This window comes from Singulisphaera chitinilytica, from assembly GCF_049331405.1.
Lineage (GTDB): Bacteria > Planctomycetota > Planctomycetia > Isosphaerales > Isosphaeraceae > PoT.
In genome coordinates this window covers 8,851,288-8,873,901 of the sequence record NZ_CP186274.1, presented here as the reverse complement: position 1 = coordinate 8,873,901, position 22,614 = coordinate 8,851,288, and the positions used below count along the sequence as shown (strand labels likewise).

Genomic DNA, 22,614 nt, shown 5'->3' with positions numbered 1-22,614 from the left:
TTTGAGGATTTGAATCAGGCGTTATCGTGCGGAGGCTTGGCCTGAGACGACGTACTCCAATAAGTGTCACTCCTCGTCCCGGCCGCCTCCATACGACTGCCTCAGCGTCGCGGGGAGCGACCCGCCCGCGGGGGTGATGAGCCTCGAATAGACGCGACCGTCGATCGTGTCCTTGATGTATTTGACGGAGCCATCGCAGAAGACGAAGTTGCTCCCGTCGGGGTGCCCGCTGCTGACGAAGGGGAACGAGCCTTCGAGATTTAGCGACCGGCCGAAGCCGATGTTCTCGAAGGTCCCGACGGCGCTGGACTTCGCCCAGCCGGGTCCGTCCTTGCCGTCGGGCGTCGGCGCGAGTTGGCCGCCGAGGCAATCGACGGGCGATCCATTGGACTGGCAGACGTCGTCGGAGCCGAGGAACACCGCGAAGTTGGGCAGAGGGCAGGCCCAGTTTGTCTCACGCATGCCGGCGTAAGGGCTCGTGCCGTCCGAGTAGCCGACGTGCGTGTTCTCTCCGAGAAGCAACGTGTGGGAGGCTCCGTCGCTGATGTCGGCGGGCGTGGTCTTGATATCCCAAGGTTGGTCGCCGGTGTGGGTTCCGAGGAACATCACGCCGAGCTTCTTGCCGATCGCTTGATCTTTCGTCCAATCACCACCCTCGCCCAACCAGCGCAGGGGCTGGCCGTTGAAGGATCGGCCTTCGTCGGGGCTCCCCGTCCAGGAGATCGGGACGGCTGGCCATCGCGTGAAGCCGCCGTTGACGGCGTAGCTCAGGTTCCCCTTCCCATCCACGGCGGTCTCATCGTTCGGGCATCGGAAGAATCCGAACGACATCCTGGAATACTCGGCGTTACTCGGAAAAGATTGCGATGAGTTGTCGGCCAGGTAGTTCTCCTGCTCGTTCCAGCAGTTGTAGAGTTCGGAAGTCTCCAGGTAAGGGATGATGTCGACGACCCAACTCCTCAACAGGGCGGACGAGTCGCCCCGGGCACCTGGGGGTTCGGTGAGGATCTGATAGATGCTGGAGTGTCGGGGATCGCCCCGATGGATTGCCGGGTCATCATAAATGGTGGCGGCGTTGGGAAACCTGCTCTGGGAGTTAGAGAAACCCATCAGCCCCCGGCCGATAAATTGCATGTTGTTCATGCATTGCGTCCTGCGACCGGCTTCCCTGGCTTTTTGGATCGCCTGGATCAGCAAGAAGGATAAGAAGGCGACTGCGAAGGCGCTCGCCAAAAGGTCGGTAAACCATAAGGTGCGCCGAGGGTCCGATTTCATGTTCGTGCAGTCTCCCACTCGAATCGCCGACCGCCATCTCCAAGCCAGCCCTTCGACGCCTTACGGATCTCGGTTCCTGGCCGCGAGGACATGTGCATTGGACCACCTTCGAGGGCCACGGCGATGTTTCCAGGCCTCTTCAAGGCGCGTGATCGCGTCGACGATGCCTTGGGGTGTACCCCACCCTGCACAAATTGCGTCGAGGGTCGGGCGCAACGCACTGAGCCGTCGTCGGTCGCTCGCGTTCGTTCTTGCGATGGGCGTCGTGATATGTCGGTGCGACTACTATAGACGCGGGCGGTCGGAGGAAGTTCCCGAAAAAATTCAAACCGCGAGATGGGACCCCGCAAGCGTCGGGTTGAAGTCGGTGGCTTGAGTCATTCGACTGAGATCTTTGGCCATTCGTCTCATCTGTTTTTCACCTGACGCAAGGGCCCTGGCCTCGCGATGATCCAGGGGCGTCATCTTATGCCCTGTGGTCTTGCAGGACTGCCTTCACGGGAAGCAGGAATAAAGGGCAGTCGCCTCGAGTCACGAAATAGTGTTACGTTTGTACTAGGTTTGCGAGGCAGAATCATCCTACCTCATCTCGAAGTACCAATTCTTCAAAGTCTGGGCTCAGACCTGCCGTGAGACGTCGACGAGTCGAAAGATACGACGATTGTGATCGAGCGAATGGCGTATCCCTGAGGTGGACCCCATTGTCTAGACCAAAAAACGGCGATCCTTCGCTACTGTCCAATCAGGCCGTCGTGGCTCTGTCCGCTCGGTAGACCGTCCCTGGAGTCCGGTACCCCAGGGATTCGTGGAGCCGATCCTCGTTATAGAAGCCGAAGTATCGCCTCAACCCTCGCTGCAGCTCCGGCACCGTCTCGTAGCCTTGGATGTAAATATCTTCGTATTTCACGGTCCTCCAGAGCCGTTCGACGAACACGTTATCCAATGCCCTGCCGCGTCCATCCATGCTCACGGCTATCCCGGCCGCCTCAAGCCTCCCGGTGAACGCCTCGGCCGTGAACTGGACCCCTTGGTCCGTGTTGAACACCTCGGGCTTCCCCGACCTCAAGGCATCTTCCAACATCTCCAGGCAGAAGGAGCCGTCCAGCGTGTTCGACAGCCGCCAGCCGATCACGTACCGGCTGTACCAGTCGATCACCGCCGCCAGGTACATGAACCCTCCACTCATCGGCACATAAGTGATGTCCGTGCTCCACACGTGGTCCGCTCGCCGGGCTTTGACACCTCGCAAGAGATAAGGGTAGATCTTATGGCCTCTCCCGGCCTGACTCAGCCTGGGCTTGGCATAGATCGCTTCCAGGCCCATCTTCCGCATCAGGCGCTGTACTCGCTTCCGATTGACCTCCTCACCTCGTTGTTCCAGCCAGGCGGTCATCTTGCGGCTGCCGTAGAACGGGCATGCCGTATATTGCTCGTCGATCAACCGCATCAGGCGCAGGTCCTCGGGCGACTCACCCGCAGGTCGGTAGTAGAGGCTCGATCGGCTCAGCCCCAGCAACTCGCACTGGCGGCGCACGCTCAACCGGGGATGATCCGGCTCGATCAAGGGCCTTCGGTCCTCAACTGAATGGGGCGACTTTTTTTTTCAGCCACTCGAGTTCCATCTTGAGGCGCCCGATCTGTTCGAAGAGTTCGGCCTGGCGTGCCTCGGCGTCAGCCGAGGCCGCCTTGGCCGGACTCCCGAAGACCTCCTCGGCACTGCTGATGAGCTGCTTCTTCCAGCCATGGATCGATGTGGGATGGACGCCATAGTGGCCGGCCAACTCGTTGATCGTGCGGTCTCCCTTGAGGGCCGCCAGGGCGACTTGAGCCTTGAACGCCGCCGTGTGGACTTGCCGCTTCCTCGCCATCCGTCCTCCTCCTCAGACCCGTCTGAGTAGCTTAACAGATGGTCCAGTTTTCGGGGTCCACCATACCATTTGGATGAAAAATGATGGAGATTCGCAGTAGAACTCCTTCTGTGTACCGTCAACTCGCGGCCTTCATATTCACATTTGCTGGGTTTGTTGCCGCTCAGACGTGTGAAGTGGCTCGCTGGACCTACTCACCGCCCCGCGGGCTCTGGTGTGCAAACGTCCTTAGCGACCCTTTTTCCGTGCTCATCAATGGCGTCGCCCCTTTGGCGGCCGCCGCGAGCGTCGGACTGGTTCTCCGGGGTATGGAAACGCGTCGCTGGCCACCCTACATGATCGCGGCAATATGCACGTTTGTGGTGACCTCGGGTTGCCTGGCTTCCGAGGTATATTTGCTGAACACAAGGTACGGTTTACCCCTCGACCACGTTTGGTGGCTACCAGGATTGTGATGCCAGATTTCAGGGTTCCTCGCAGTTATCATTGGTGTAATGAAGTGCCGAGGTCCTTGTGGAATCTGTAACGGAGTCGCTGTGACGAGCGGGACTCTGGATGCGGCATCGGGGCCGGCCTGCGGGCGGCTCCATCCAGGGACGGCGGAGGATCTTGGAGTGGTCGGGGAGCACGCAGAGGGCCCCTGGGCTCGGCCGTGCTTTTTGCAATGGGCCTCTTGTCGCTTCGCGACCCCGGTTGTACTAACTATGGCTACCCGGATTCATAAAAGCACTTAAGATTTCAATCAAGGAAGAGCACATGGCGATACCGAAGCGGACTCCTGCCGAGAGCATTTGCCATGCGAATGGTCTCTATCATCGCGGAATCTACTGCCCGGCCGCACTCTGGGAACAGGTGGTCCACGCTCTGACGCCGGAATCCGCGGACGAGGTGCTCGACTCGCTGCCGGTCGAGACCCAAAGGCAACTGCGTGCGGTGTACGATAATCGCCCATCGTTGCCCAGGGATGCCGAGTTCGCTGATGCCGTCGCAGCCCTCGTCGCCTGGCTCGAGAGGGGGCGTGCATCGCTTTGAGGGACGACTCTCAAGCCAATGCGACGAGTCGACTGCGGAGGTATGATTGCGAGCCGATGCGAGGTTACTTCGACTCGAGATTCCAGAGGTCCGGCTTGGTCTCGGCGAGGATCTCGGAGATGGCCTTTCGGTCGTCGGGGGTGAGGGATTCGTAAGGCTTGCCGCCCTGGCCGTCGAGGATGAGGTGCAGACGCCTGGAGATGTATTGCTTCATCCGGGGAGGGAGGGCGTCGAACTGGGAGGAATAGATCTGGTAGCTGCAGGGGTGTAGGAAGAGGCGGGACTTGAGGTCGAGGTCGCGGAGGGAACGGCCGCGGGTGTCGCGGGGGCCGCGGCGAGGGAAGGATTCGGCGAAGCCGGAGGTGCCGGCGATCGGGGTCTGGATGGGGGCTTCCTCGACGAGGAGGAGGCCTCGGAGGAGTTTCTCGCCGGCGCCCTCGATGCGGCGGGATGTGCTTTCCAGTTGATTGGTGGCGGGCTCGCCGAGGGCCTTGTTGAACTCGGCCTCGTAGTGGAGGGCCTGGCGGGTCGCGTAGGAGGCCTTGGTCATCAGGTTCTGGATGTGCGTCTGATGCTCGAAGACCAGGAGGGCGACGATGTCGCTGTGCGGCGTCGGGTAGTTGCCGGGCCGGATGCGGCGGCCGAGGTCGGTGACGTTGCGGCCGTCGTCGTTGCTCCAGGGCTTGGCGGCGTCGCGGTCGGGGATGATCAGGTTGCCCATGTGAGCCTGCTGGCCGTGCGTGCCCGTGACGTACCAGCCTCCCCAGCGGTTCTCGATGGGGGTCGTGTCGTCGACGGAATGGCTCCCTTCCGACAGGATCGGCTGGCCGCCGGAGTCCACGAAGAGCGAGCGGACGATGTGGCCGGGGACGCCGTCGGTCTGCGATTTCACGTGGCATTGCAGGCAGGATTGGGTCTCTCGCGTGAGCGCGGGGGCCTCGTCGCGATCCTGCTCGAGTGAGTAGAAGACCGCGCCGAGTTGCGGGTCGGCCGCCGAGATCTCGAGGACCTTGCCGTTGTGGCAGTAGCCGACATACACGTCGTCGTTGAAGTAGAGGGCACGCGGCGTCCGAGGGGCGATGCGCTCCCGCTGCAAACTCGTCTTGGAGAAGACGAGCATCTGCGACTCGACGGGGATCTCCAGCCGCTTGAGCAGATCCGGGAGGTAGCCGAACTTCGCGTCGTATCGAAGGCCGACGCCCTCGCGGTCGATCGCGGCCTGCAATCGGGAGACGCGGTTATCCGGCGTCGAGGCGCTGTAGTTGATCGGGGGCTGTTCGAACTCGTCTTGCGCGATCGCGAGGTCCGAGTGAAACGCCAGGATCGCGACCCAGATCCCGGCCATGGCACGCCCGACGATCCTTGCGACTGTTGATTTCATCAGCATGACTCTCGGGGGAGGGATTCTCGGAGGACGACCGCGCCGTCGTCCGGAATGTCGCGAGCGGCGATGCCCGGGTGGGTCGGCCGCTCGGCTGCCGAGGCATCGAGCGAACGTCCCGTCATGCGTTGACCCTACGACCAGGAGGCGGGGAGGTCCGGCCTCGCCCTTCAGGGGGTTGCCCGGCCGGGAACCATCATGTATCGAGCGACCTGCATGGGGATCGCGGTGATCAAGGTGGGGCAGGTCGCCGACAGTCTTCATCTCACTGTAAGGGCCGACGATTCTGCGCGTCAAGTTGCAGCCTGCTGCGTGGTCGGGCAGGCCGGCGAGGTTGGGCGCAACGCGTTGAGCTATCGTCATTCATCGGGTGTCTCTCTTTGGCCCAGGCTGACCACACGGCGATGCAGGCCGATGGCCGCGGGATCCTTGAGATGAAGTTACCGAGAAAATCGAACCCAAAGGGCTCGAGGCTGGTTTAACCCCCGGTCCGACGTTCGCGAGGATCCCCGCCGAGTCTGGACTCCGCGGGATAGCTTGAGTATGTTGATTGACGAGATAGGCATTTCGAATGGCGATTGGCGTCGGCTGCCTGGCGTCGAATAGAGAATGAGGGTGCGCATGCGATTTTCGCGATCGGTTCGGTGGTTCGGCATGTGGTTCTTCGGCGGGTTGGTCGGGCTCTGCGGGGCCTCCGCGGCCGAGGCGGCGGGGAAGCCGAATGTCCTGGTCATCGTGGCGGACGACATGGGGTTCGCCGACGTCGGGTTCCAGGGGGTGAAGGATATCCCGACGCCGAACATCGACTCCCTGGCGAAGGGGGGCGTCCGCTGCACCAACGGCTACGTCTCGGGGCCTTATTGCAGCCCGACGCGAGCGGGCCTGCTGACGGGTCGATACCAGCAGCGTTTCGGGCATGAGTTCAACCCGGGCGAGGCCGACAACGGGGCGCCGATCGGGTTGCCCACGACCGAGACGACGATCGCCAATCGGTTCAAGGACGCGGGGTACACGACCGGCCTCGTCGGCAAGTGGCACCTCGGGGCGGCCCCGCAGTTCCATCCCCAGAAACGGGGCTTCGACGAGTACTTCGGGTTCCTCGGCGGGGCGCACACGTATGTGCCGGGCAAGGGGGCCCCGATCTATCGCGGCACGGAGGTCGTGGAGGAGAAGGAGTACCTGACCGACGCCTTCGGGCGCGAGGCCGTCGCGTTCGTCGAGAAGCACAAGGCGGATCCGTTCTTCCTCTACCTCGCGTTCAACGCCGTGCATACGCCGATGGACGCCACCGACGAGCGGCTCGCCAGGTTTGCCTCGATCCAGGATCCCGAGCGCCGGAAGTATGCGGCGATGCTCGTGGCGATGGACGAGTCGATCGGCAAGGTGCTCGAGTCCCTCCGCGCCGCGAAGCAGGAGGAGAACACCCTGATCTTCTTCTTCAGCGACAACGGCGGGCCGACCCTGCTGGGCACGACCATCAACGCCTCGAAGAACACCCCGCTGCGGGGCTCGAAGCGCACGACCCTCGAAGGGGGCATCCACGTCCCGTTCGTCGTGCAGTGGAAGGGGAACAAGGATCTGGCCGCCGGCACGACCTATGACAAGCCCGTCATCCAGCTCGACGTCCTCCCCACGGCGCTCGCGGCGGTCGGGGTCGAGGCGAAAGGCGACTGGAAGCTCGACGGCGTGAACCTCCTCCCCTTCCTCACCGGCAAGGACAAAGGGCAGCCGCACGAGTCCCTCTTCTGGCGCCTGGGCGAGCAGCATGCGATCCGCCGCGGAGCCTGGAAGCTCGTCAGCTACGACAAGGCCGTGGACGAGGCCGGCACCGTCTCCCGCCCCCAGCAGATGAAGGTCACCGAGGAGCGGCTCTACAACCTGGCCGAGGACATCGGCGAGGCCAACGACCTGGCCTCGAGCCAGCCTGACAAGGTCGAGGAGCTGCGCCGGACCTGGAAGGCCTGGAATCAAGAGCTCGCCAAGCCGCTCTGGGGCGTCGGCGGGACCAGGGCCGCAGCCCGGAACCGCTGAGGCCTTGAGCCAAGATCCCCTCCTTCAATCAAAGATTCCAGCGAGTTTTATCCATGCACCTTTCGAATGCAGATAACCTCGCCCGACGCCTTCGCCGGCCCGCCGCATGGCGGGTCGCGCTGGGGGCCCTGGCGTGGCTGGCGACCTGCGGGGCGAGCGGGGCGGCCGAAGGGGAGAAGCCCTCGAGGCCGAACGTCGTCTACATCCTGGCGGACGACCTCGGGTTCACCGACGTCGCCTGCAACGGGAGCAAATATTACGAGACGCCAAATATCGACCGGCTCGCCGCTCAAGGGGTCCGGTTCACGAATGCGTACACGTGCGGTCCCAACTGCCAGCCGACCCGCGCGGCGCTGATGAGCGGGCAGTACGGGCCGAGGACGGGGATCTACACGGTCGGCTCGATCGAGCGGTTCGCCTGGCGGACCCGCCCGTTGAAGCCGGTCGACAACGTGCAGAACCTGCCGCTCGAGAAGATCACGCTCGCCCAGAGCCTCAAGGCGGCCGGGTACTCGACCGGGATGTTCGGCAAGTGGCACCTCGGCCAGCAAGGCAAGTTCCACCCCTCCCAGCGCGGGTTCGACGAGGCGATCGTCTCGGCGGGCAAGCACTTCGAATTCGACACCCTGCCGAAGGTCGATTACCCCAAGGGTACGTATCTGGCCGACTTCCTGACCGACCGCGCCGTCGACTTCATCGGCCGTCACAAGGAAGGTCCTTTCTTCCTCTACCTGACGCACTTCGGCGTGCATGCGCCCCACCAGGCGAAGCCGGAGCTGATCGAGCACTTCAAGAAGAAGGCGGCCCAGGGGGGGCATCATGACCCCACCTACGCGGCGATGATCGCGAGTGTCGACGAGAGCGTCGGCCGGATCGTGAAGACCCTCGACGACCTCAAGCTCTCGGAGAACACCCTCGTCGTCTTCGCCAGCGACAACGGCGGCGTCGGCGGGTACATCCGCGAGGGGATCAAGAAGGGGAACGACATCACCGACAACGCCCCGCTCCGCGGCGGCAAGGGGATGCTCTACGAAGGGGGTATCCACGTCCCCTACGTCTTCCGATGGCCGGGCAAGATCACCGAGGGGCAGACCCAGGGCGAGCCGATCAATAGCGTCGACCTCTACCCGACCCTCCTGGAACTCGCCGGGGCCAAGGCCCCCGAAGGCTACCCGCTCGACGGCGTCAGCTACCTCGGCCTGCTGAAGGGGGAGAAGACCAGGCTCGATCGTGAGGCCCTCTACTGGCACTTCCCCGGCTACCTCGGCGCGGGCGCCGGGAGCTGGCGGACGACCCCCGCCGGGGCCATCCGCGCCGGCGACTGGAAGCTGATCGAGTTCTTCGAGACGGGCAAGATCGAGCTGTACAACCTGAAAAACGATCCGGGCGAGAAGAACGACCTCGCGAAGGCCTCGCCCGAGCGCGTCAGCGAGCTGCACGGCAAGCTGGTCGAGTGGCGCGAGCGGATCCACGCCCCGATGCCCACCAAGCACGTCCCCGACCCGAACGCGACCGCCCTCAAGAAGAGCACCAAGGACGACGAGGGCTCGAACTGAGCCGCGAACCCGGATTGGTCTGAAAGGCCACGAACGTCCCGACCTTCGAAGGCCCGGGACCGGCCAGGCTGCCTTGCCTGGCCGGTCCCGGGCCGACGTGTTAAGATGCTGGCCTCATGATTTGTATGCCCCATCCCCTTTGAGGATGTCTCGTGATGAATCGGTCGTGGGTCATCGGCGGGGCCTCGGATTGCGATCACGTCGTCAGGCTCGAGACCGTCTCGGGCCGGCATTGCCGCCTCACGATCGACGAGACCGGGGCGTATCTCGAAGACCTCCGCTCGACGAACGGCACTTACGTCAACGGCAGCCGGCTCGTCCCCGGCTCGCGCATGCCGATCCGCCGCGGGGATTCGATCACCCTCGGCCAGACCATCCCCCTGCCCTGGCCTCCGGGCGCCCTCGACCTGATGTCGGGCCCGGCACCGGCCGCGGTCGCGCCGACGATCACGACGCCTTCCGTCGCGCCCCCTTCGTCGGGGACGAGGCTCGTCGTGCAGGATGCCCCGATCACGATCGGCCGGGGTGCGGAGTGCGACCGGACGTTCGACATGCCGATGGTCTCGACCCGGCATGCCCGGATCTCGAGGAGCCAGGGGGCCCTCTGGATCGAGGACCTGAACTCGGCGAACGGCACGTTCGTCAACGGCGCCCGGATCGAGCGGCCGACCCAGATCCGCGCGGGCGACCGGATCAGCCTGGGGAGCTACGTCGTCACGATCGTCGACGGCGGATCGCAGGCTCCTGCCACTGCCCCGGTCGCGGCGACCCGCGTCGAGGCGAAGATCCCGCCGCCGTATGTGCCGCCCACCACACCGGCCCCTGCCCCTGCCCCTGCTCCGGCCCCGATCGCGACGGCCACGGCACCGGCTTCGGTCGCTCCCGCAACTTCGGGCGGGTTGATGGCGTCGCAGGCCATGCGCCTCTCGCTGCTGGCCGCCCAGGCCCCGGTGCTGGGAATCCTGCTCGTCGTCGCGGCGCAAGGGGGGATGTCGATCCCGGCGGCCCTCTTCGGTCTGGCGATCGGCTCGGTCTGGTTCGGGCTGACGGCCGCGATCTTCGGCGGGATCGAGCTGTCGGCCCCGTCGGCGGTGCTCTTACCTCGCCTGCTGATCGTGGTCGGGCTCGTGACGGCGCAGACCCTGGTGGCGCTCGTGCTCGTCTGGATGGGCCTGGCGCTCAAGGGGAACCTGCCCTTGATGCACGCCCTGCTCTGGCTGGCGGGAGGGGTCGGGCTCGGCACCGGGCTACTTGCCCTGGCGGCGATGCCCAGGGGCTCTGCGTTCGCCTGGCTCATCTTACCCCCGGTCCTGGCGGCGCTCTTGCTGTTCGGCGGGCAGGCCTGGAGGCTGCCGCAGATGGGAGGATGGGCCCAGGCCGTCGCGGGGGCCTTGCCCTCGCGGTGGGCCTTCGAGGGGGTGCTTCTGCTGGAGTCGGGCGGTCGAGAGACGCCCGGGGCCGCGGCCGATGGGGCCGACCTCGCCGAGCCTTATTTCCCGGCGAAGTCGGAGCGGATGGGGGCGGGGGCCGATGCGATGGCCCTGGCTTCGATGCTCATCGGGCTGCTGGGGACTTCGGCGTTTCTTGCAGCAGGCCCGAGCCGGCGTTCGTCCCCTGCGACTTCAGCTCATTGAGCCGCTTCCAGGCGGCCGTCTCGGCGCGGTAGTGATTCTCGAGGAACGATGGCGGGGCCTCGACGGCACCAGGCTCGGGCGTCGACGGCTGCGGGGGGAGCTGACGCCCCGACTTGAACTTGTTGAGCGCGGCGTAGTTCTCGAACTTTCGGAGGAAGGCGAGGGTGTCGTGCCGGCTGCGGTCGAGCTCCCGGGTCATGCGCCTGAAGGCCCAGGCGTCGGCCTCGTAGACCTGCTTGTCGGGGTAGCCGAAGGCGATGAGCAGGTAGAACTGCGGCAGCGTCCCCATCCCGTGCTTCTTCTCCTCGGCGTTCGCCGCCGCCACGCAGGCGATCGCGTGCTTCAGGTCGACGTGAGCGACCTCGTGGCCGATGACGAACTCGAGCGCGTAGTCCTCGTCCTCGCCGATGAGGTTGAAGAGGCCCCGCGAGAGGTAGACGAAGCCGCCGGGGGTCGAGAAGGCGTTGACGGCCTCGGAGTCGAGGATCGTGAAGGTGTACTCGATCCCCTTGCGCGTCCGGGTCTCGAGGATCGGCCGGGCGACGCGGTCGATGCGCTGATCCCAGTGCCCCGAGTCGTCACGCTTGTTGTACGAGAGGATCATCCGATGCAGCTCGCGGCCGAGCCGGGTCTCGTCGGACTCGCTGATCTTGGCGAGGTCGAGGCCGTCGGCCCAGGCGAGGGCCGGGTCGGGGGGCTCGGGCTTCGCACCCGGCTTCTCCGGCTCCGCCCCCTTCGCGGCGACGACGGGAGCGGGCTTCGGCGTCGGACTCGGGGTCGGCTCCGGCCTGGTGGCGGCGTCGGGAGCGGGGGTCGGAGTTGCGACCGCGACGGCCTTCGCCGGGGGATCGGCCGGTTCGGTGGCCTGGGCCCTGGTGGCCTCGGCCTCCTTGGCGACGGCCTCGGGCTTCCTGGTTAGGGCCGCCTGGCGCGAGGCTTCGAGGTTCTCGCGGTAGGAACGGCCGGCGCTCTTGACGATCAACGTCGAGCCGCCGATGTAGGCGAGCAGGATGACGGCGGCAACCGCATAACGAGCCATGAAGGATCGAGCCTCAAGAAGTCCGACGATGAACCCCGTGTCTCCGAGTCTGGCGGCCGGCGGGCTTACTTCAGACCGCCGCCGCCGGGCTCCTGGACCCTGACCATGTCGAGTTGGAGCTTCATGGCCTCGTAGAGCTTGGGATACTGCTCACGCTCGACGCCGAGGTCGGGGACGCCGAAGCGGAGGCTGTACTTCTGCATGAAGGTGACGAGGTCGTGCACGGAGGTGCCCGAATAGCGGTCGATCTCGCCGAGCATCTCCTCGACCTTCTGCCGCTTGAGCAGCTCCTTCGATTTGTCGAGGCGAGAGAGGAAGTCGCGCGCCTCGATGTAGACCTTGTCCTTGCTGGGGGTGATGACGCGGGGCAGCTCGGTGTTGAGGTCGGCGAGGCTCTTCTCGACCCTGAGGATGGCCTCGCGGGAGAGCTTGCCGTCGTGCTGCTGGTCGAGCGCGTCGTCGAAGGCCCGCTCGTAGTCGCGGCGGTAGCGGGCGAAGCGCTCGCCCCGGAGGCCGACCGGCCAGTGGTTCTTGGCGGCGAGCCGGCGCATGGAGAAGGTCGCGTCCTCGGCCGCGTAGAAGAAGGGGATGCCCCGGATCGTCTCGCCGGGGAGGTTCACCGGGGAGCCCCGGAACGACGATGGGGAGATCCCCGGGTCGAGGAGCTGGGTCATCACGTCGTTGAGGGCGTCGCCGGTCTCGAGGTCGCGGTTGTCCGGGTTCTCACGGATCCGCTTCAGGATCATGTCATAGTTCTCATTATGCTTCGCGATCATCGCCGCCCGATGCTTGGCGTTCTCGCGGTTCTCGAACTTGACGACGTTCCAGATGTACTCGTTGAGCCTGATGGACGTGTCGACGTTGATCGAGTTGGCGACGGCCTCCTTGTACAGGAAATTACCCGCACCGTTCAGGAAGGCCCCCTCGCCCCGGAGGATGTCCCCCTGCACCGTAGACGCCCCGTAGCCCCCGCCGAAGAAGCCATACTGGGCGTGGCCGGGCCTCGCCGCCAGGAGCAGCAGTAAGGCGAGGCCGGCGGCCGTTTTCAGTCGCGTGCGCATGATCCGGAGCCCCTTCGGAGTGACCTGGTGATGGATGGTTGCGACCGGCCTTCGCGTGGATGCCCGGCTCAGGGATATCGCCGGGGGAGCATCCCGGGATAAGTCTCGATCCGGCTGGCCTTCGGCGTGGGGATCCGGTTGTTGCGTTCCACCTCGTCGACGGTCTTGCTGATCATGTTGTTGAGGAGGTTGTCGAACTGGCTCCACTTGGCGTCGCTGATCTGGCGGGCCTGGTTCTCCATGAGCGACTTGAACTGCTTGGCGATGTGGAAGATGCGATCCATCTGCGCCCAGTCCTCGGCCTTGCCGATGCCGGGGGTCTCGCTATCGCCGGTCATCGTCAGGGTGCGGTAGACCACCCTGCGCTGGCGGTTGTTCTTGTTGATGGAGACGAGCTCGGGGCCGATCTTGATCAGGAACTCGGTCTTGACGACCGTGCAGGCATATTCCTTGTTCGCCGAGTTCGTCGAGCCCTCGCGGGGGACGACCGCCACGGTGAAGATCCCGACGTTATCGCCCCAGCTCCGCTCCAGGTTCGGCTCGTCGTAGCTCTCCCGGATGGTGTTCTTCCGCAAGAACCGCTCGGCGAGCTTGGGGTCGATCTCGACCTGATAGGCCTTCCCCCGGCGCGTACGGATCGAGGGGCGGGCACTCGCGAAATCGAGGTCCAGGTCGCTCTCGACGATCGGAAGGATCAAGCGTCCGTCGGGGCGGTGGAAGATCAGATCCGCGACGCAGTAGACGCGCTTCAAGACCAGGAGCTGATTGACGTAGCTTTTCGGGCTATTGAGGATGTCCTCGAGCTTGACCAGGTCCTTGACCGGCCGGAGTTTGTTCAGGTCGATCGCGGCGACCGCGGGTGTCTCCACCGCATCCGGCTGGGCTGGCGCGACCGACGCCGGGGGTTGGAGATTTGCCGGAGGCTGTGGCATCCCCTGGGGCGGCTGCTGGAACTCGCGCCGGAGGTCGACTATCGTCGGCACCCTGGAGGCGTTGAGCATCCCGGGGTTCCCCTGGCCGGGGGCGCCCGGCTTCGGGGTGAGGAGGTCGGCGACGGGCTTATCGGCCAGGTTCTCAGGGCTCGCGGTCGTGGCGACGAGGGCCGCCTCGGCCGTCTCCTCGGATTCCTCGGCGTCGGGCTTCGGGGCCGGCTTCGAGGCGACCGACTTGCGGGGCGTCTCGCTCACCAGGGCGGCCGGGGCCTGGGCGACGGCCGGCGCGGGCGTCTTGCTCGCCAACGGGCCGACGGTGAACAGCAGGACGGCGGCGAGGACGGCGACTCCCCCGCTCCCGCCGCGATTAGGGGGATGGGCGGTCCCGGGGCCGGCTTCGGGGCCGGGGCCGACTCGCGGGGAGCCGTGTCGATCGCCGGCATGCCTGGGAGGCCCGACCGCAGGCCGGGCTGCTCGATCATCGTCGCCGGCGCCCGCCTGAGCCCCGGCTGCTCCACCAACGTCGCGGCGGGACGCTTCAGGCCGGGCTGCTCGATTAAGGTCGGCGAGCCGGGGATCGGGGGGACCTGGGCGAGCGGAAAGCCCGCGGCCGGCTCGATCATCGTGCCGCGACGGGGGCTCTCATCCGGCTCGGCCAGGCTGATCTCGACGAGCGTGCCCTCGCGACGGGTGACGCCGCCGGCGGTTGTGGCTTCGCCGCCGCGGGGGATCTGGAAGGGGGTCTGGCAGCCGGGGCAAGGGACGCTCTTGCCCGTCTGCACCATCTTCTCGTGCGAGGCCGGAGGCAGGGACAGGACTCGCGAGCAGCTCCCGCAGAGGAACCGGACGCGCTCGGGCTGCCCCTCGAAGGCCCCGGCGATGGCCTCGGTGACGGCATTCGCGAACGCGAGGCAGGTCGCGTAGCGTTCGCCCGGCTCCTTGGCGAGCCCCTTCAAGACGGCGTCGGAGACCGAGGCCGGGAGCCAGCCACGCAGTTCGTCGAGCCTGGGCGGGTTCTTCGTCGTCTGGAGCACAAGGACCTTGGTCGTCGCGGCGTCCTCGAACGGGCGTCGGCCGCTGAGGATCTCGAAGACCGTGACGGCGAGGGCGTACTGATCGACCTTGCCGTCGAACGGCTCCCCCATGATGAGCTCGGGGGCCATGTACTCGGCGGTTCCCACCACCATCCCCGCGCCGGTCATCGTCTTCGAGGGCTTCGAGCCGGCGTCGGAGGTGAGGACCTTCACCACGCCGAAGTCGCCGAGGAACGGGTGCCCCTGGCCGTCGAAGAGGATGTTGCCCGGCTTCACGTCGCGATGGACGTAGCCTTGCGAGTGGACATAGTCGAGCGCCTCGGCCACCTTGCCGAGCCATCTGCCGACCTCGCGGGGGTCGTGGGCTCCGAACGTCCCGTCGGGTCCGGCGGGCTTGCGGTCCTCGAGGCTCCCGCCCGGCAGGTACTGCATCACCGCGAAGGGGAGGCCGTCCCAGTCGCCGACGTCCGAGAGCTTGACGATATGCGGGTGGGACAAGCGGACGAGCGAGCGGATCTCATCCTTGAACCGGCGGGCGAACTCGGGGTCCGCCAGCATCGAGCGGAGGGGGGCCTTGATGACCACCTCGGCTTCGATGTTCCGGTCCGTCGCCCGGTAGACGGTCCCCATGCCCCCCTCGCCGAGCTTCGCGTTAATCCGATACCTGCCGCCCGATAAGGACTGCCCCGTCCAGTCGCTCGCGCCGATCGTCATCGATCTTCCTTTCCCGCTAAGAAACTCGAGAGTCGATATTTATAGATTGTTCACACAAATCGGCTTCCTGCCTTATAGATGATTCCGATCCGATCATATTGTTTGGAGATTCGCCCGAACAGGTGATTTGCATGGTGACTCGAAGAACCTTCGGCCAAATCACCGCCCGCCGGTCGCGGTGCCGGAGTCTGGCTCGCCGCAACTCGACGCCGAGGGATGATTTGCGGTCACCGGCTCCGCGGCGGATTCGTGGCCGTGGCCTGGCAATATTTTCGACATGCGACGAGATGTGCAAGCCTCTCGACGTCCGGGCGCCCCGGGGAGCAACGCAAACCTCGAATCGGAAGTGCGTTGCCGGCTGGGCAATGGCAATGGCGCCGCCGTTCGACGATAACAGCGTTTCTGCGGTAATCCCGGGCCCTCCGCGGGCCGTCGAATCCGGTTGGCAATGAGATCGCAATGATGAACAGGTTTTCGCGTCTCTGCTGGGTGTCGTTCGCCCTTGTCGTGATGGCCCGAGGGGCGATCGCGGATCCCCTGCCGATCGGCGTCGCGAGGGTCGACGTCACCCCCGACGGCCCGATCCGGCTCAACGGATTCCTCGTCCGAGAGGCGGAGTCGAAGGGGGTCCAGCAGCGGATCTGGGCCAAGGCCCTGGCGATCGGCCCGGATGCGGGGGCCTCGGTCCTCGTCACGATCGACAACCTGGGCATCCCCGACGCGATCACCGAGGAAATTGCCGCCAGGCTCAATAAGAAGGTGGGCCTGAAGCGCGAGCAACTGGCGATCGGGGCCTCGCACACGCACACGGCCCCCTGCCTCAAGGGGATCACCCCCAACATCTTCGGCAAGCCGATCCCCCCCGATCAGATGGGGCGGATCGAGGCCTACACGAACTCGCTCGTCGACAAGCTCGAGCGCGTCTGCCTCGACGCCCTCGCCGACCGCCGGCCGGGGACGCTCGGCTGGGCGAAAGGCGAGGTCGACTTCGCCAGGAACCGCCGGACCCCCGGAGGCCCCGTCGATCATGGCCTGCCCATGCTGCGTGCGGTCGACGCCGAGGGCAAGATCCGCGCGATCGTCGTCGGTTACGCCTGCCACTGCACGACCCTCGACCCCAAGGAGAACCTCGTCGCCGGCGACTGGGCCGGCGAGGCCCAGGAGGCGATCGAGGCCAACCACCCCGGGGCCGTCGCGATGGTGGCCATCGGCTGCGGGGCCGACTCGAACCCGATGAACCGCCCCGGCCAGGAGGTCGCCCGCCGGCATGGCTGCTCGATCGCGACCGAGGTCGATCGCCTGCTGAAGGGGACGTTCACCCCCTTGAATTCGGCGCCGAAGGGGAAAGTCGCCCGCGTCCCCCTGCCCTTCGACACCTTGCCGACCCGCAAGGAGCTCGAAGACCTGGTCGCCAAGGGAGGGCCTCCCGGCTACAACGCGAAGCTCAACCTGGAACGCCTCGACCGGGGCGAGCCGCTCCAGGCCGAGCTCGACTACGTGATCCAGTCGTGGGCGTTCGGCGACGACCTCGTCATGGTCTTCCTTGCGGGCGAGGTCGTGGTGGATTACTCGCTCAGGATGCGGAAGGAACTCGACCCGAGCCGACAGTGGGTCGTCGGCTACGCGAACGACCTCCCCTGCTACATCCCCTCCGAGCGGATCCTCAAGGAAGGCGGCTACGAGGGGGGCGGCGCGATGGTCTATTACGGCCGCCCGACCCGGCTCAAGCCCGGCGTCGAGGACCGGATCTTCGACGCGATCCGCGGCATCGTCCCGGCCGGCTTCCGCACGCCCGGGGCGAACTGATTTCGCCCGGCTTTTCGCCGCGCCGTTTGGCGTATGAAGTTTTTGACGAGTCAGCACACTCGGGGTACGATAAGGCCGCGGTGGAGTCGGGAATGTTGGGGTCGATCGAAGCGTAACTCCTTGGGGTTTTCGCCCATGCACGTACCTGACGCCGTGCTCACTCCCGCGGTCGCCGCGGCCACGGGTGTGCTCGGGGGTTGCGGACTCTGGTGGGGCCTGAAGTCGCTCGAGGCGAAGCTCGGCGAGCGGACGACCGTGCTGATGGGGACGATGTCCGCCTTCGTCTTCGCGGCCCAGATGGTCAACTTCCCGGTCGGCCCCCTGCCCATCTCCGGGCACCTGCTGGGCGGGGTCCTCTCCGCGGTGATGCTCGGCCCCTGGGCCGGGGCCGTGGTGATCGCCGCCGTGTTGATCGTGCAGTGCCTCCTCTTCGGCGACGGCGGCCTGACCGCGCTCGGGGCCAACTTCGTCAACATGGGGCTGATCGGGGCCGTCGGCGGCTATGCGATCTACGCCCCGATCCGTCGGGCGATTCGCGGCCGAGCCGGGGTCCTGATCGGCGCGATGGTCGCCGCCTGGTTCTCGGTGCTGCTGGCCTCGGGGGCCTTCGCCCTCGAACTGGCCTTCTCGATCGGCTTCGCCGAGTTCATCCGGATCCTGACCTGGATGGCCCTCGTCCACGCGGGGATCGGGCTGGGCGAGGCCCTCATCACGGGGCTGGTGCTCCGGTTCATCCTGCTGACCCGGCCCGACCTCGTGTACGAGGCCGACGAGGAGGAAGAGCCGACGAGCGGGGGCCGGCTCCGAGGGTGGGGCCAGGTGATGCTCGCGGGCCTGGCGATCGCCGTGGCCATCGGCGTCTTCCTCGCCCCGTTCGCCTCCGAGCATCCCGACGGCCTCGAGTTCGTCGGCGAGAAGATGGGCTTCCTCAAGGGGGAGGCGCCGGCGATCCTGCCCGTGCCGATCCCCGACTATCAGGTCGCCAAGCTCCTCGACCACGGGCACGTCAAGCTCGCCACCGCACTTGCGGGGTTCGTGGGGACGCTCGTCGTCTTCACGGTCGGGCTCGGGCTTGCCAGGGTCTTCTCCCCGAACGCCAAGCGGAAGCCGAACGGGATCGCGCCGGATGCGGTTTGACTTCCTCGAGCGGTATAGCGAGGGGGACGGCCCGCTCCATCGGCTCGATGCACGGGCCAAGCTCGTGGCGACGATCTCGTACGTCGTGGCCGTCGTCGCCACGCCGATCGGGCGCTGGGAATGGCTCGCGGCCGAGGGCCTGGTCCTCGCGTTCGTCGTGGGGCTCTCGACCGTCCCCCCGGCGATGCTCCTCCGGCGCTGGTTCGGCTTCTTCCTGCTGATCGGCTTCCTCGGCCTGGTCGTGGCGAGGTCGCACCCGAAGCGGGCCGAGCTGGGGATGCCGGCCGTCGCCCTGACGATCCTGGTGAAGAACAGCCTGGCTTTCCTCGCGACCCTGACCCTCGTCAACGTCACCCCCTTCCGCCACCTCCTGCTCGCCCTGCGCGGGCTGGGCATGCCGGTCGTGCTCGTGGCGACGCTCCAGTTCATGTACCGCTACCTGCACGTGCTGACCCAGGAGCTCGACCGGATGGTCACCGCGCGTCGTGCACGGACCTTCCGCCGCTCCGGCCGCCTCGACTGGGGCTTGCTCACCGGCCTGATCGGGATCCTCTTCCTCCGCTCGTTCGAGCGGGGCGAGCGGGTCCACGCGGCGATGCTCTCGCGCGGCTGGGATGGTACGATTCGAACGCTCGACGGTCCGAACGGCCCTCCTCGGTGAGATTCGTGGAACCTCCAGTCAATCACAGCACAACGCCCGCAGATCCCGACAAGACTCCCCCCGCCGTCCTCGTCCGCGAGCTCGGCTACCGGTATCCCGACGGCCGGCAGGCCCTGCGAGGGGTCGACCTCGCGATCCAGGCGGGCGAGACCGTCGCCCTCGTCGGACCCAACGGCGCGGGCAAGAGCACGTTCCTGCTCCACCTCAACGGCCTCCTGCCGGGCAAGGGGCGCTCGCAAGGGCTCCACGTCCACGGCGGCGACGGACATAAGTCGGTCCACCGCAACGACGCGTCCGCCGTCTGGATCGACGGGCTCGAGGTCAACGCGAAGAACGCCCCCGAGGTCCGCCGCCGCGTCGGCCTCCTCTTCCAGGATCCCGACGACCAGCTTTTCAGCACCTCTGTGATCGAGGACGTGGCCTTCGGCCCGTTGAACCTGGGGATGCCTCGCGACGAGGCCCGACGGCTCGCCCTGGAATGCCTCGCCCGCGTCGATCTCCAGGACGCCGCCGACCGCGCCCCGCATCACCTGAGCTTCGGCGAGCGCAAGCGCGTCTGCCTCGCCGGGATCCTCGCCTGCAATCCCTCGGTGCTCGTGCTGGACGAGCCGACGGCCAACCTCGACCCCCGCGGCCGTCGCCGGTTCATCGCCCTGCTCCGGAGCCTGCCCTCGACCAAGCTCATCGCCACCCACGACCTGGAGATGGTCCTGGAGCTCTGCGACCGCACCCTGATCCTCGACGAAGGCCGGGTCGTGGCCGGCGGACCTACCCGCACCATCCTCGGCGACCCGGGATTGCTCGAAGCCCACGGCCTGGAGATGCCCCTGAGCCTTCTCCTGGAGCGCAAGGCCTGATTCGAGACTTCCCAAATCCTTAAGATGTCAAATCTCGTTGCAACGGTTCGAGATGTGATGAAATCCGACGGTCGGCTCGATGCCGTAGTTCGCCTTAAATTCACGCCCCTTTGATGCCCTCTTTAGCCGAAGGTCGCCAGATTCTCGTGGGGAAAACCCGGGCAATGTCGGCGAACTCCCGACGCTTAATGTTTTAATATTGCGCGAAGACCAGGATTTTGTGTCCTGTTTTCGCAACAAAGACCCGGGAAAAAGGGGAAAACCCGGCTGCTTTATGGATTGACGACGTGTTTCCGGGGGTTTTTCGGTATAGTACGCCTATTGAGGCCACTTGGCGGATGGATATCGTTACGACCACCCGACGGATGACCGGATGATAAGCTGGCGGTCCCCACTGCTGGGAGTCAAGAACGCGTGCAAGGAAGAATCGCTCCCGGCCCGTGCTCCGATTAACTTGGCAGAGCGCCTCGCCCGGGAGTTTGCCGCTCCCGTCGGCCTCGTCGATCCTTCGTTGGGCAAGTGGTCGGCCTGCGTGGGGCCGGAATCGGTCCGGCTGCCCCGCCTCGATTCCGAGCTCGTCACGGCGCTGACGAAGCTGAAGGCGAGCCCCGAGCGCGTCGCGATCTGGCATCCTCCCCAGGATTTGCAGCACGTCTGGCTCGTCCTGAACGTCCCCGTGAAGAACGAGGGGGACTGCCTCTACCTCCTCGGGTTCCGCTCCATCGAGTCGTCGGGGGCGACCCCCGGCTGGGGCCCTTTCTGCCCCGTCCCCGCCCTGATGGCCTGGGGACGCGAGGTGGCGGCGCGGCTCGTGGTGGAATCCGGCGGCTCGGCGACGGGCCTGCCGAGGGTCACGCTGTCGTCCCCAGGCGGCGAACTGCAACTGGTCACACGGCTCATCCGTCGGCTTAAAATTTCCGATCCTCCCGAGCGGTTCCAGAATCTCGCGGCCTTCGCGCTCCAGTCGGCCATGAAGGTCGAGGCGGTCGCGTGGGTGCCGGAGTCGGGCCGGGAGCGGGTGATCGTCGGCGGCGGGATCGCGGGGTTCCGGTCGGCCGACTATCGGGCGATCGTCTCCGAGCTCAGCTCGCAGCAGGGCTCGATCCGGATCGTGAACGACCGACCCAAGGGGGAGCCGGTGCGTCGGATCGCGGGGGTCGAGGTCTCCGGCCTTGGGGTCCAGGGGTGGTTCGTCGCCCTCAACCCGATGGACAACCGGTGCTTCAGCCACGTCGAGATCGAGCTGCTCGAGCCGGTGGCGTCGCTCCTCGCGACCCAGCACGACAACGCCCGGCTCTACGGCGACCTCAAGGACCTGCTCTTCGGCGTGATCCGGGCCCTGACGGCCGCGATCGACGCCAAGGACCGTTACACATCCGGGCACTCGGAGCGGGTCGCCCGGATCGCCGTGCGGCTCGCCTGCGCGATGGGGATGCCCCCCAAGCAGCAGAACGACCTCTACCTGATGGGCCTGCTGCACGACATCGGCAAGATCGGCATCGACGACGGCCTGCTCAAGAAGGCGGGGTCCCTCACGAAGGAGGAGTACCGCGTCGTCCAGTCGCACGTCGAGATCGGCGTCAACATCCTCAGGGACCTGAACAAGCTCCGGCACCTGCTGCCGGGGGTCCAGCACCACCACGAGCGGTACGACGGCGGCGGTTACCCGTTCGGGCTCCGAGGGGAGGATATCCCGCTCGAGGCCCGGATCCTGGCCGTGGCCGACACGTTCGACGCCCTGACGAGCACCAGGCCCTACCGCGACCGCAAGTCGCCCCAGGAGATCGACGCGATCCTTCGCGAGGGGGCCGGGATCCAGTGGGACGCCAAGGTGGTCGAAGCCCTCTTCTCCTGTCGGGAAGACGTCGAGGGGATCCGCTCCATCGGCCTCGGAGAGAGCCTCCAGGTCGTCATCGACGACACCGTGGGTCGTCACAACTGAGAGCCGATTTGTCCTCGAACCGGACGAGGCGCGGGGTCGTTCCGCAACGACCGCCCGCGCCTCTCGTCGTTGCGCCTACTTGATGGGGCTGTAGTCGGTCGGGTCGAGGAAGACCGAGTCGACGTGCTTGACGATGACGCCGTTCTTGTGGCTCTCCTCGCGGACCTTCTGCCATTCCGGGTCGGAACCGAAGGCCTTCCAGGAGGCGGCGGCCGCCTCCCGGCTCGGGTAGGCGAGGATGTAGACGAGCTTGTCCTTCTTGCCGTCCTTCTCGTCCTGGGGGGTCCAGTAGCCGACGAGCTCCATGCCGTGCTTCACGAAGAGCTTATTCGTGTGCTCGCGGAAACGCTTGTGCAAGTCTTCGAGCTTGCCCTCGTTGGTGGTGTAGGTGCGCAGCTCGAAGACGCGCTGGGGCTTCGGGGCGTCGGCCGCGAAGGCGTTGACGGCGGCGGTGCCGAGGATCATGCCCATCATTAAGGTCCGGATCATGGAGGTTCTCCCTGATGAGTCGTGGGTCGCGTTGCGACGGCTATCCTAACGCGTCGCCGCGGCGTCACAAGGGGGACGGCTTCGACGGGCGTAATCGACCCGGGAAAGCGAAAAGGCCCCGGCGATCGGTGATCGCCGGGGCCTTCGTCATTCGAGTTCGCGTTC

17 protein-coding genes are annotated in these 22,614 nt (G+C 66.1%); 9 read left to right on the top strand and 8 right to left on the bottom strand.

The features are described 5' to 3' along the window. Window positions 1–66 precede the first annotated feature (66 nt). Entirely contained in the window at window positions 67–1,143 is a 1,077-nt protein-coding gene (locus ACOYYX_RS34585; RefSeq protein ID WP_422927212.1) for a DUF1559 domain-containing protein, read from the bottom strand. Between the two features lie 874 nt (window positions 1,144–2,017). Then, window positions 2,018–3,143 (bottom strand): IS3 family transposase gene (locus ACOYYX_RS34580; protein WP_422923185.1). Its coding sequence is split into 2 segments (ribosomal slippage): window positions 2,018–2,861 and window positions 2,860–3,143, totalling 1,128 coding nucleotides; the frame shifts between segments, so codons are not numbered across the junction. Between the two features lie 756 nt (window positions 3,144–3,899). On the opposite strand from ACOYYX_RS34580, the gene ACOYYX_RS34575 reads away from it, so the two are divergent. Further along, entirely contained in the window at window positions 3,900–4,175 is a 276-nt protein-coding gene (locus ACOYYX_RS34575; RefSeq protein WP_422927211.1) for a hypothetical protein, read from the top strand. A 64-nt stretch (window positions 4,176–4,239) separates the two neighbouring features. Here ACOYYX_RS34575 and ACOYYX_RS34570 read toward each other — a convergent pair whose 3' ends face one another. Continuing rightward, window positions 4,240–5,556 carry a hypothetical protein gene (locus ACOYYX_RS34570; protein WP_422927210.1) on the bottom strand — a complete coding sequence of 439 codons (1,317 nt, stop codon included), beginning with the start codon at window positions 5,554–5,556 and terminating at the stop codon, window positions 4,240–4,242. Between the two features lie 621 nt (window positions 5,557–6,177). Here ACOYYX_RS34570 and ACOYYX_RS34565 point away from each other — a divergent pair. The 3 genes from ACOYYX_RS34565 to ACOYYX_RS34555 all read left to right on the top strand — a co-directional run bounded on the left by ACOYYX_RS34565 (window position 6,178) and on the right by ACOYYX_RS34555 (window position 10,777). Next, window positions 6,178–7,587, top strand: coding sequence for a sulfatase (locus ACOYYX_RS34565; RefSeq protein WP_422927209.1), 1,410 nt, complete (start codon window positions 6,178–6,180; stop codon window positions 7,585–7,587). Between the two features lie 53 nt (window positions 7,588–7,640). Then, window positions 7,641–9,143, top strand: a complete 1,503-nt coding sequence (locus ACOYYX_RS34560; protein WP_422927208.1) for a sulfatase — start codon at window positions 7,641–7,643, stop codon at window positions 9,141–9,143. Between the two features lie 155 nt (window positions 9,144–9,298). Beyond that, window positions 9,299–10,777: an FHA domain-containing protein gene (locus tag ACOYYX_RS34555; RefSeq protein ID WP_422927207.1), complete on the top strand. Its 1,479-nt coding sequence runs from the start codon at window positions 9,299–9,301 to the stop codon at window positions 10,775–10,777. On the opposite strand, the gene ACOYYX_RS34550 is transcribed toward ACOYYX_RS34555, so the two are convergent. From ACOYYX_RS34550 to ACOYYX_RS34535, 4 genes are all read right to left on the bottom strand, one after another. Next, window positions 10,698–11,816: a M48 family metalloprotease gene (locus ACOYYX_RS34550; protein WP_422927206.1), complete on the bottom strand. Its 1,119-nt coding sequence runs from the start codon at window positions 11,814–11,816 to the stop codon at window positions 10,698–10,700. The genes ACOYYX_RS34555 and ACOYYX_RS34550 overlap by 80 nt on opposite strands. A 65-nt stretch (window positions 11,817–11,881) precedes the next feature. Next, complete coding sequence (locus tag ACOYYX_RS34545) at window positions 11,882–12,877, bottom strand: hypothetical protein (RefSeq protein WP_422927205.1); 996 nt, start codon at window positions 12,875–12,877, stop codon at window positions 11,882–11,884. 68 nt (window positions 12,878–12,945) lie between these two features. Continuing rightward, on the bottom strand, window positions 12,946–14,115 hold the full coding sequence (locus ACOYYX_RS34540) for a hypothetical protein (protein ID WP_422927204.1): 1,170 nt from the start codon (window positions 14,113–14,115) through the stop codon (window positions 12,946–12,948). After that, window positions 14,061–15,557 carry a serine/threonine protein kinase gene (locus tag ACOYYX_RS34535; protein WP_422927203.1) on the bottom strand — a complete coding sequence of 499 codons (1,497 nt, stop codon included), beginning with the start codon at window positions 15,555–15,557 and terminating at the stop codon, window positions 14,061–14,063. Before ACOYYX_RS34535 ends, ACOYYX_RS34540 begins: the two co-directional genes overlap by 55 nt. 459 nt (window positions 15,558–16,016) lie before the next feature. Between ACOYYX_RS34535 and ACOYYX_RS34530 the strand changes: the two genes are divergently transcribed. The 5 genes from ACOYYX_RS34530 (at window position 16,017) to ACOYYX_RS34510 (ending at window position 21,960) form a co-directional block, all read left to right on the top strand. After that, the gene (locus ACOYYX_RS34530; protein WP_422927202.1) at window positions 16,017–17,363 is read left to right on the top strand and encodes a neutral/alkaline non-lysosomal ceramidase N-terminal domain-containing protein; all 1,347 of its coding nucleotides are present in this window, start codon (window positions 16,017–16,019) and stop codon (window positions 17,361–17,363) included. A gap of 135 nt (window positions 17,364–17,498) precedes the next feature. Then, a complete protein-coding gene (locus ACOYYX_RS34525; protein WP_422927201.1) occupies window positions 17,499–18,500 on the top strand; it encodes an energy-coupling factor ABC transporter permease in 1,002 nt (333 codons plus the stop codon). Next, window positions 18,490–19,161 (top strand): energy-coupling factor transporter transmembrane component T family protein, encoded by a 672-nt coding sequence (locus ACOYYX_RS34520; protein WP_422927200.1) that lies wholly within the window; start codon window positions 18,490–18,492, stop codon window positions 19,159–19,161. Before ACOYYX_RS34525 ends, ACOYYX_RS34520 begins: the two co-directional genes overlap by 11 nt. 5 nt (window positions 19,162–19,166) lie before the next feature. Continuing rightward, entirely contained in the window at window positions 19,167–20,018 is an 852-nt protein-coding gene (locus ACOYYX_RS34515; RefSeq protein ID WP_422927199.1) for an energy-coupling factor ABC transporter ATP-binding protein, read from the top strand. 373 nt (window positions 20,019–20,391) lie between these two features. Continuing rightward, window positions 20,392–21,960, top strand: a complete 1,569-nt coding sequence (locus tag ACOYYX_RS34510) for an HD-GYP domain-containing protein (protein ID WP_422927198.1) — start codon at window positions 20,392–20,394, stop codon at window positions 21,958–21,960. A 75-nt stretch (window positions 21,961–22,035) separates the two neighbouring features. Here the strand turns inward: ACOYYX_RS34510 and ACOYYX_RS34505 are convergent, their stop codons facing one another. Next, on the bottom strand, window positions 22,036–22,449 hold the full coding sequence (locus ACOYYX_RS34505) for an NIPSNAP family protein (protein ID WP_422927197.1): 414 nt from the start codon (window positions 22,447–22,449) through the stop codon (window positions 22,036–22,038). Between the last annotated feature and the right edge of the window lie 165 nt (window positions 22,450–22,614).

Excerpts from the sequence above, each read along its gene's own strand:
- ACOYYX_RS34560 (WP_422927208.1), top strand. The coding sequence starts at position 7,641 with ATGCACCTTTCGAATGCAGATAACCTCGCCCGACGCCTTCGCCGGCCC.
- ACOYYX_RS34525 (WP_422927201.1), top strand. The coding sequence starts at position 17,499 with ATGCACGTACCTGACGCCGTGCTCACTCCCGCGGTCGCCGCGGCCACG.
- ACOYYX_RS34570 (WP_422927210.1), bottom strand. The coding sequence starts at position 5,556 with ATGAAATCAACAGTCGCAAGGATCGTCGGGCGTGCCATGGCCGGGATC.
- ACOYYX_RS34530 (WP_422927202.1), top strand. The coding sequence starts at position 16,017 with ATGATGAACAGGTTTTCGCGTCTCTGCTGGGTGTCGTTCGCCCTTGTC.
- ACOYYX_RS34565 (WP_422927209.1), top strand. The coding sequence starts at position 6,178 with ATGCGATTTTCGCGATCGGTTCGGTGGTTCGGCATGTGGTTCTTCGGC.
- ACOYYX_RS34505 (WP_422927197.1), bottom strand. The coding sequence starts at position 22,449 with ATGATCCGGACCTTAATGATGGGCATGATCCTCGGCACCGCCGCCGTC.
- ACOYYX_RS34550 (WP_422927206.1), bottom strand. The coding sequence starts at position 11,816 with ATGGCTCGTTATGCGGTTGCCGCCGTCATCCTGCTCGCCTACATCGGC.
- ACOYYX_RS34585 (WP_422927212.1), bottom strand. The coding sequence starts at position 1,143 with ATGAACAACATGCAATTTATCGGCCGGGGGCTGATGGGTTTCTCTAAC.
- ACOYYX_RS34535 (WP_422927203.1), bottom strand. The coding sequence starts at position 15,557 with ATGACGATCGGCGCGAGCGACTGGACGGGGCAGTCCTTATCGGGCGGC.
- ACOYYX_RS34575 (WP_422927211.1), top strand. The coding sequence starts at position 3,900 with ATGGCGATACCGAAGCGGACTCCTGCCGAGAGCATTTGCCATGCGAAT.
- ACOYYX_RS34555 (WP_422927207.1), top strand. The coding sequence starts at position 9,299 with ATGAATCGGTCGTGGGTCATCGGCGGGGCCTCGGATTGCGATCACGTC.
- ACOYYX_RS34520 (WP_422927200.1), top strand. The coding sequence starts at position 18,490 with ATGCGGTTTGACTTCCTCGAGCGGTATAGCGAGGGGGACGGCCCGCTC.
- ACOYYX_RS34545 (WP_422927205.1), bottom strand. The coding sequence starts at position 12,877 with ATGCGCACGCGACTGAAAACGGCCGCCGGCCTCGCCTTACTGCTGCTC.
- ACOYYX_RS34510 (WP_422927198.1), top strand. The coding sequence starts at position 20,392 with ATGATAAGCTGGCGGTCCCCACTGCTGGGAGTCAAGAACGCGTGCAAG.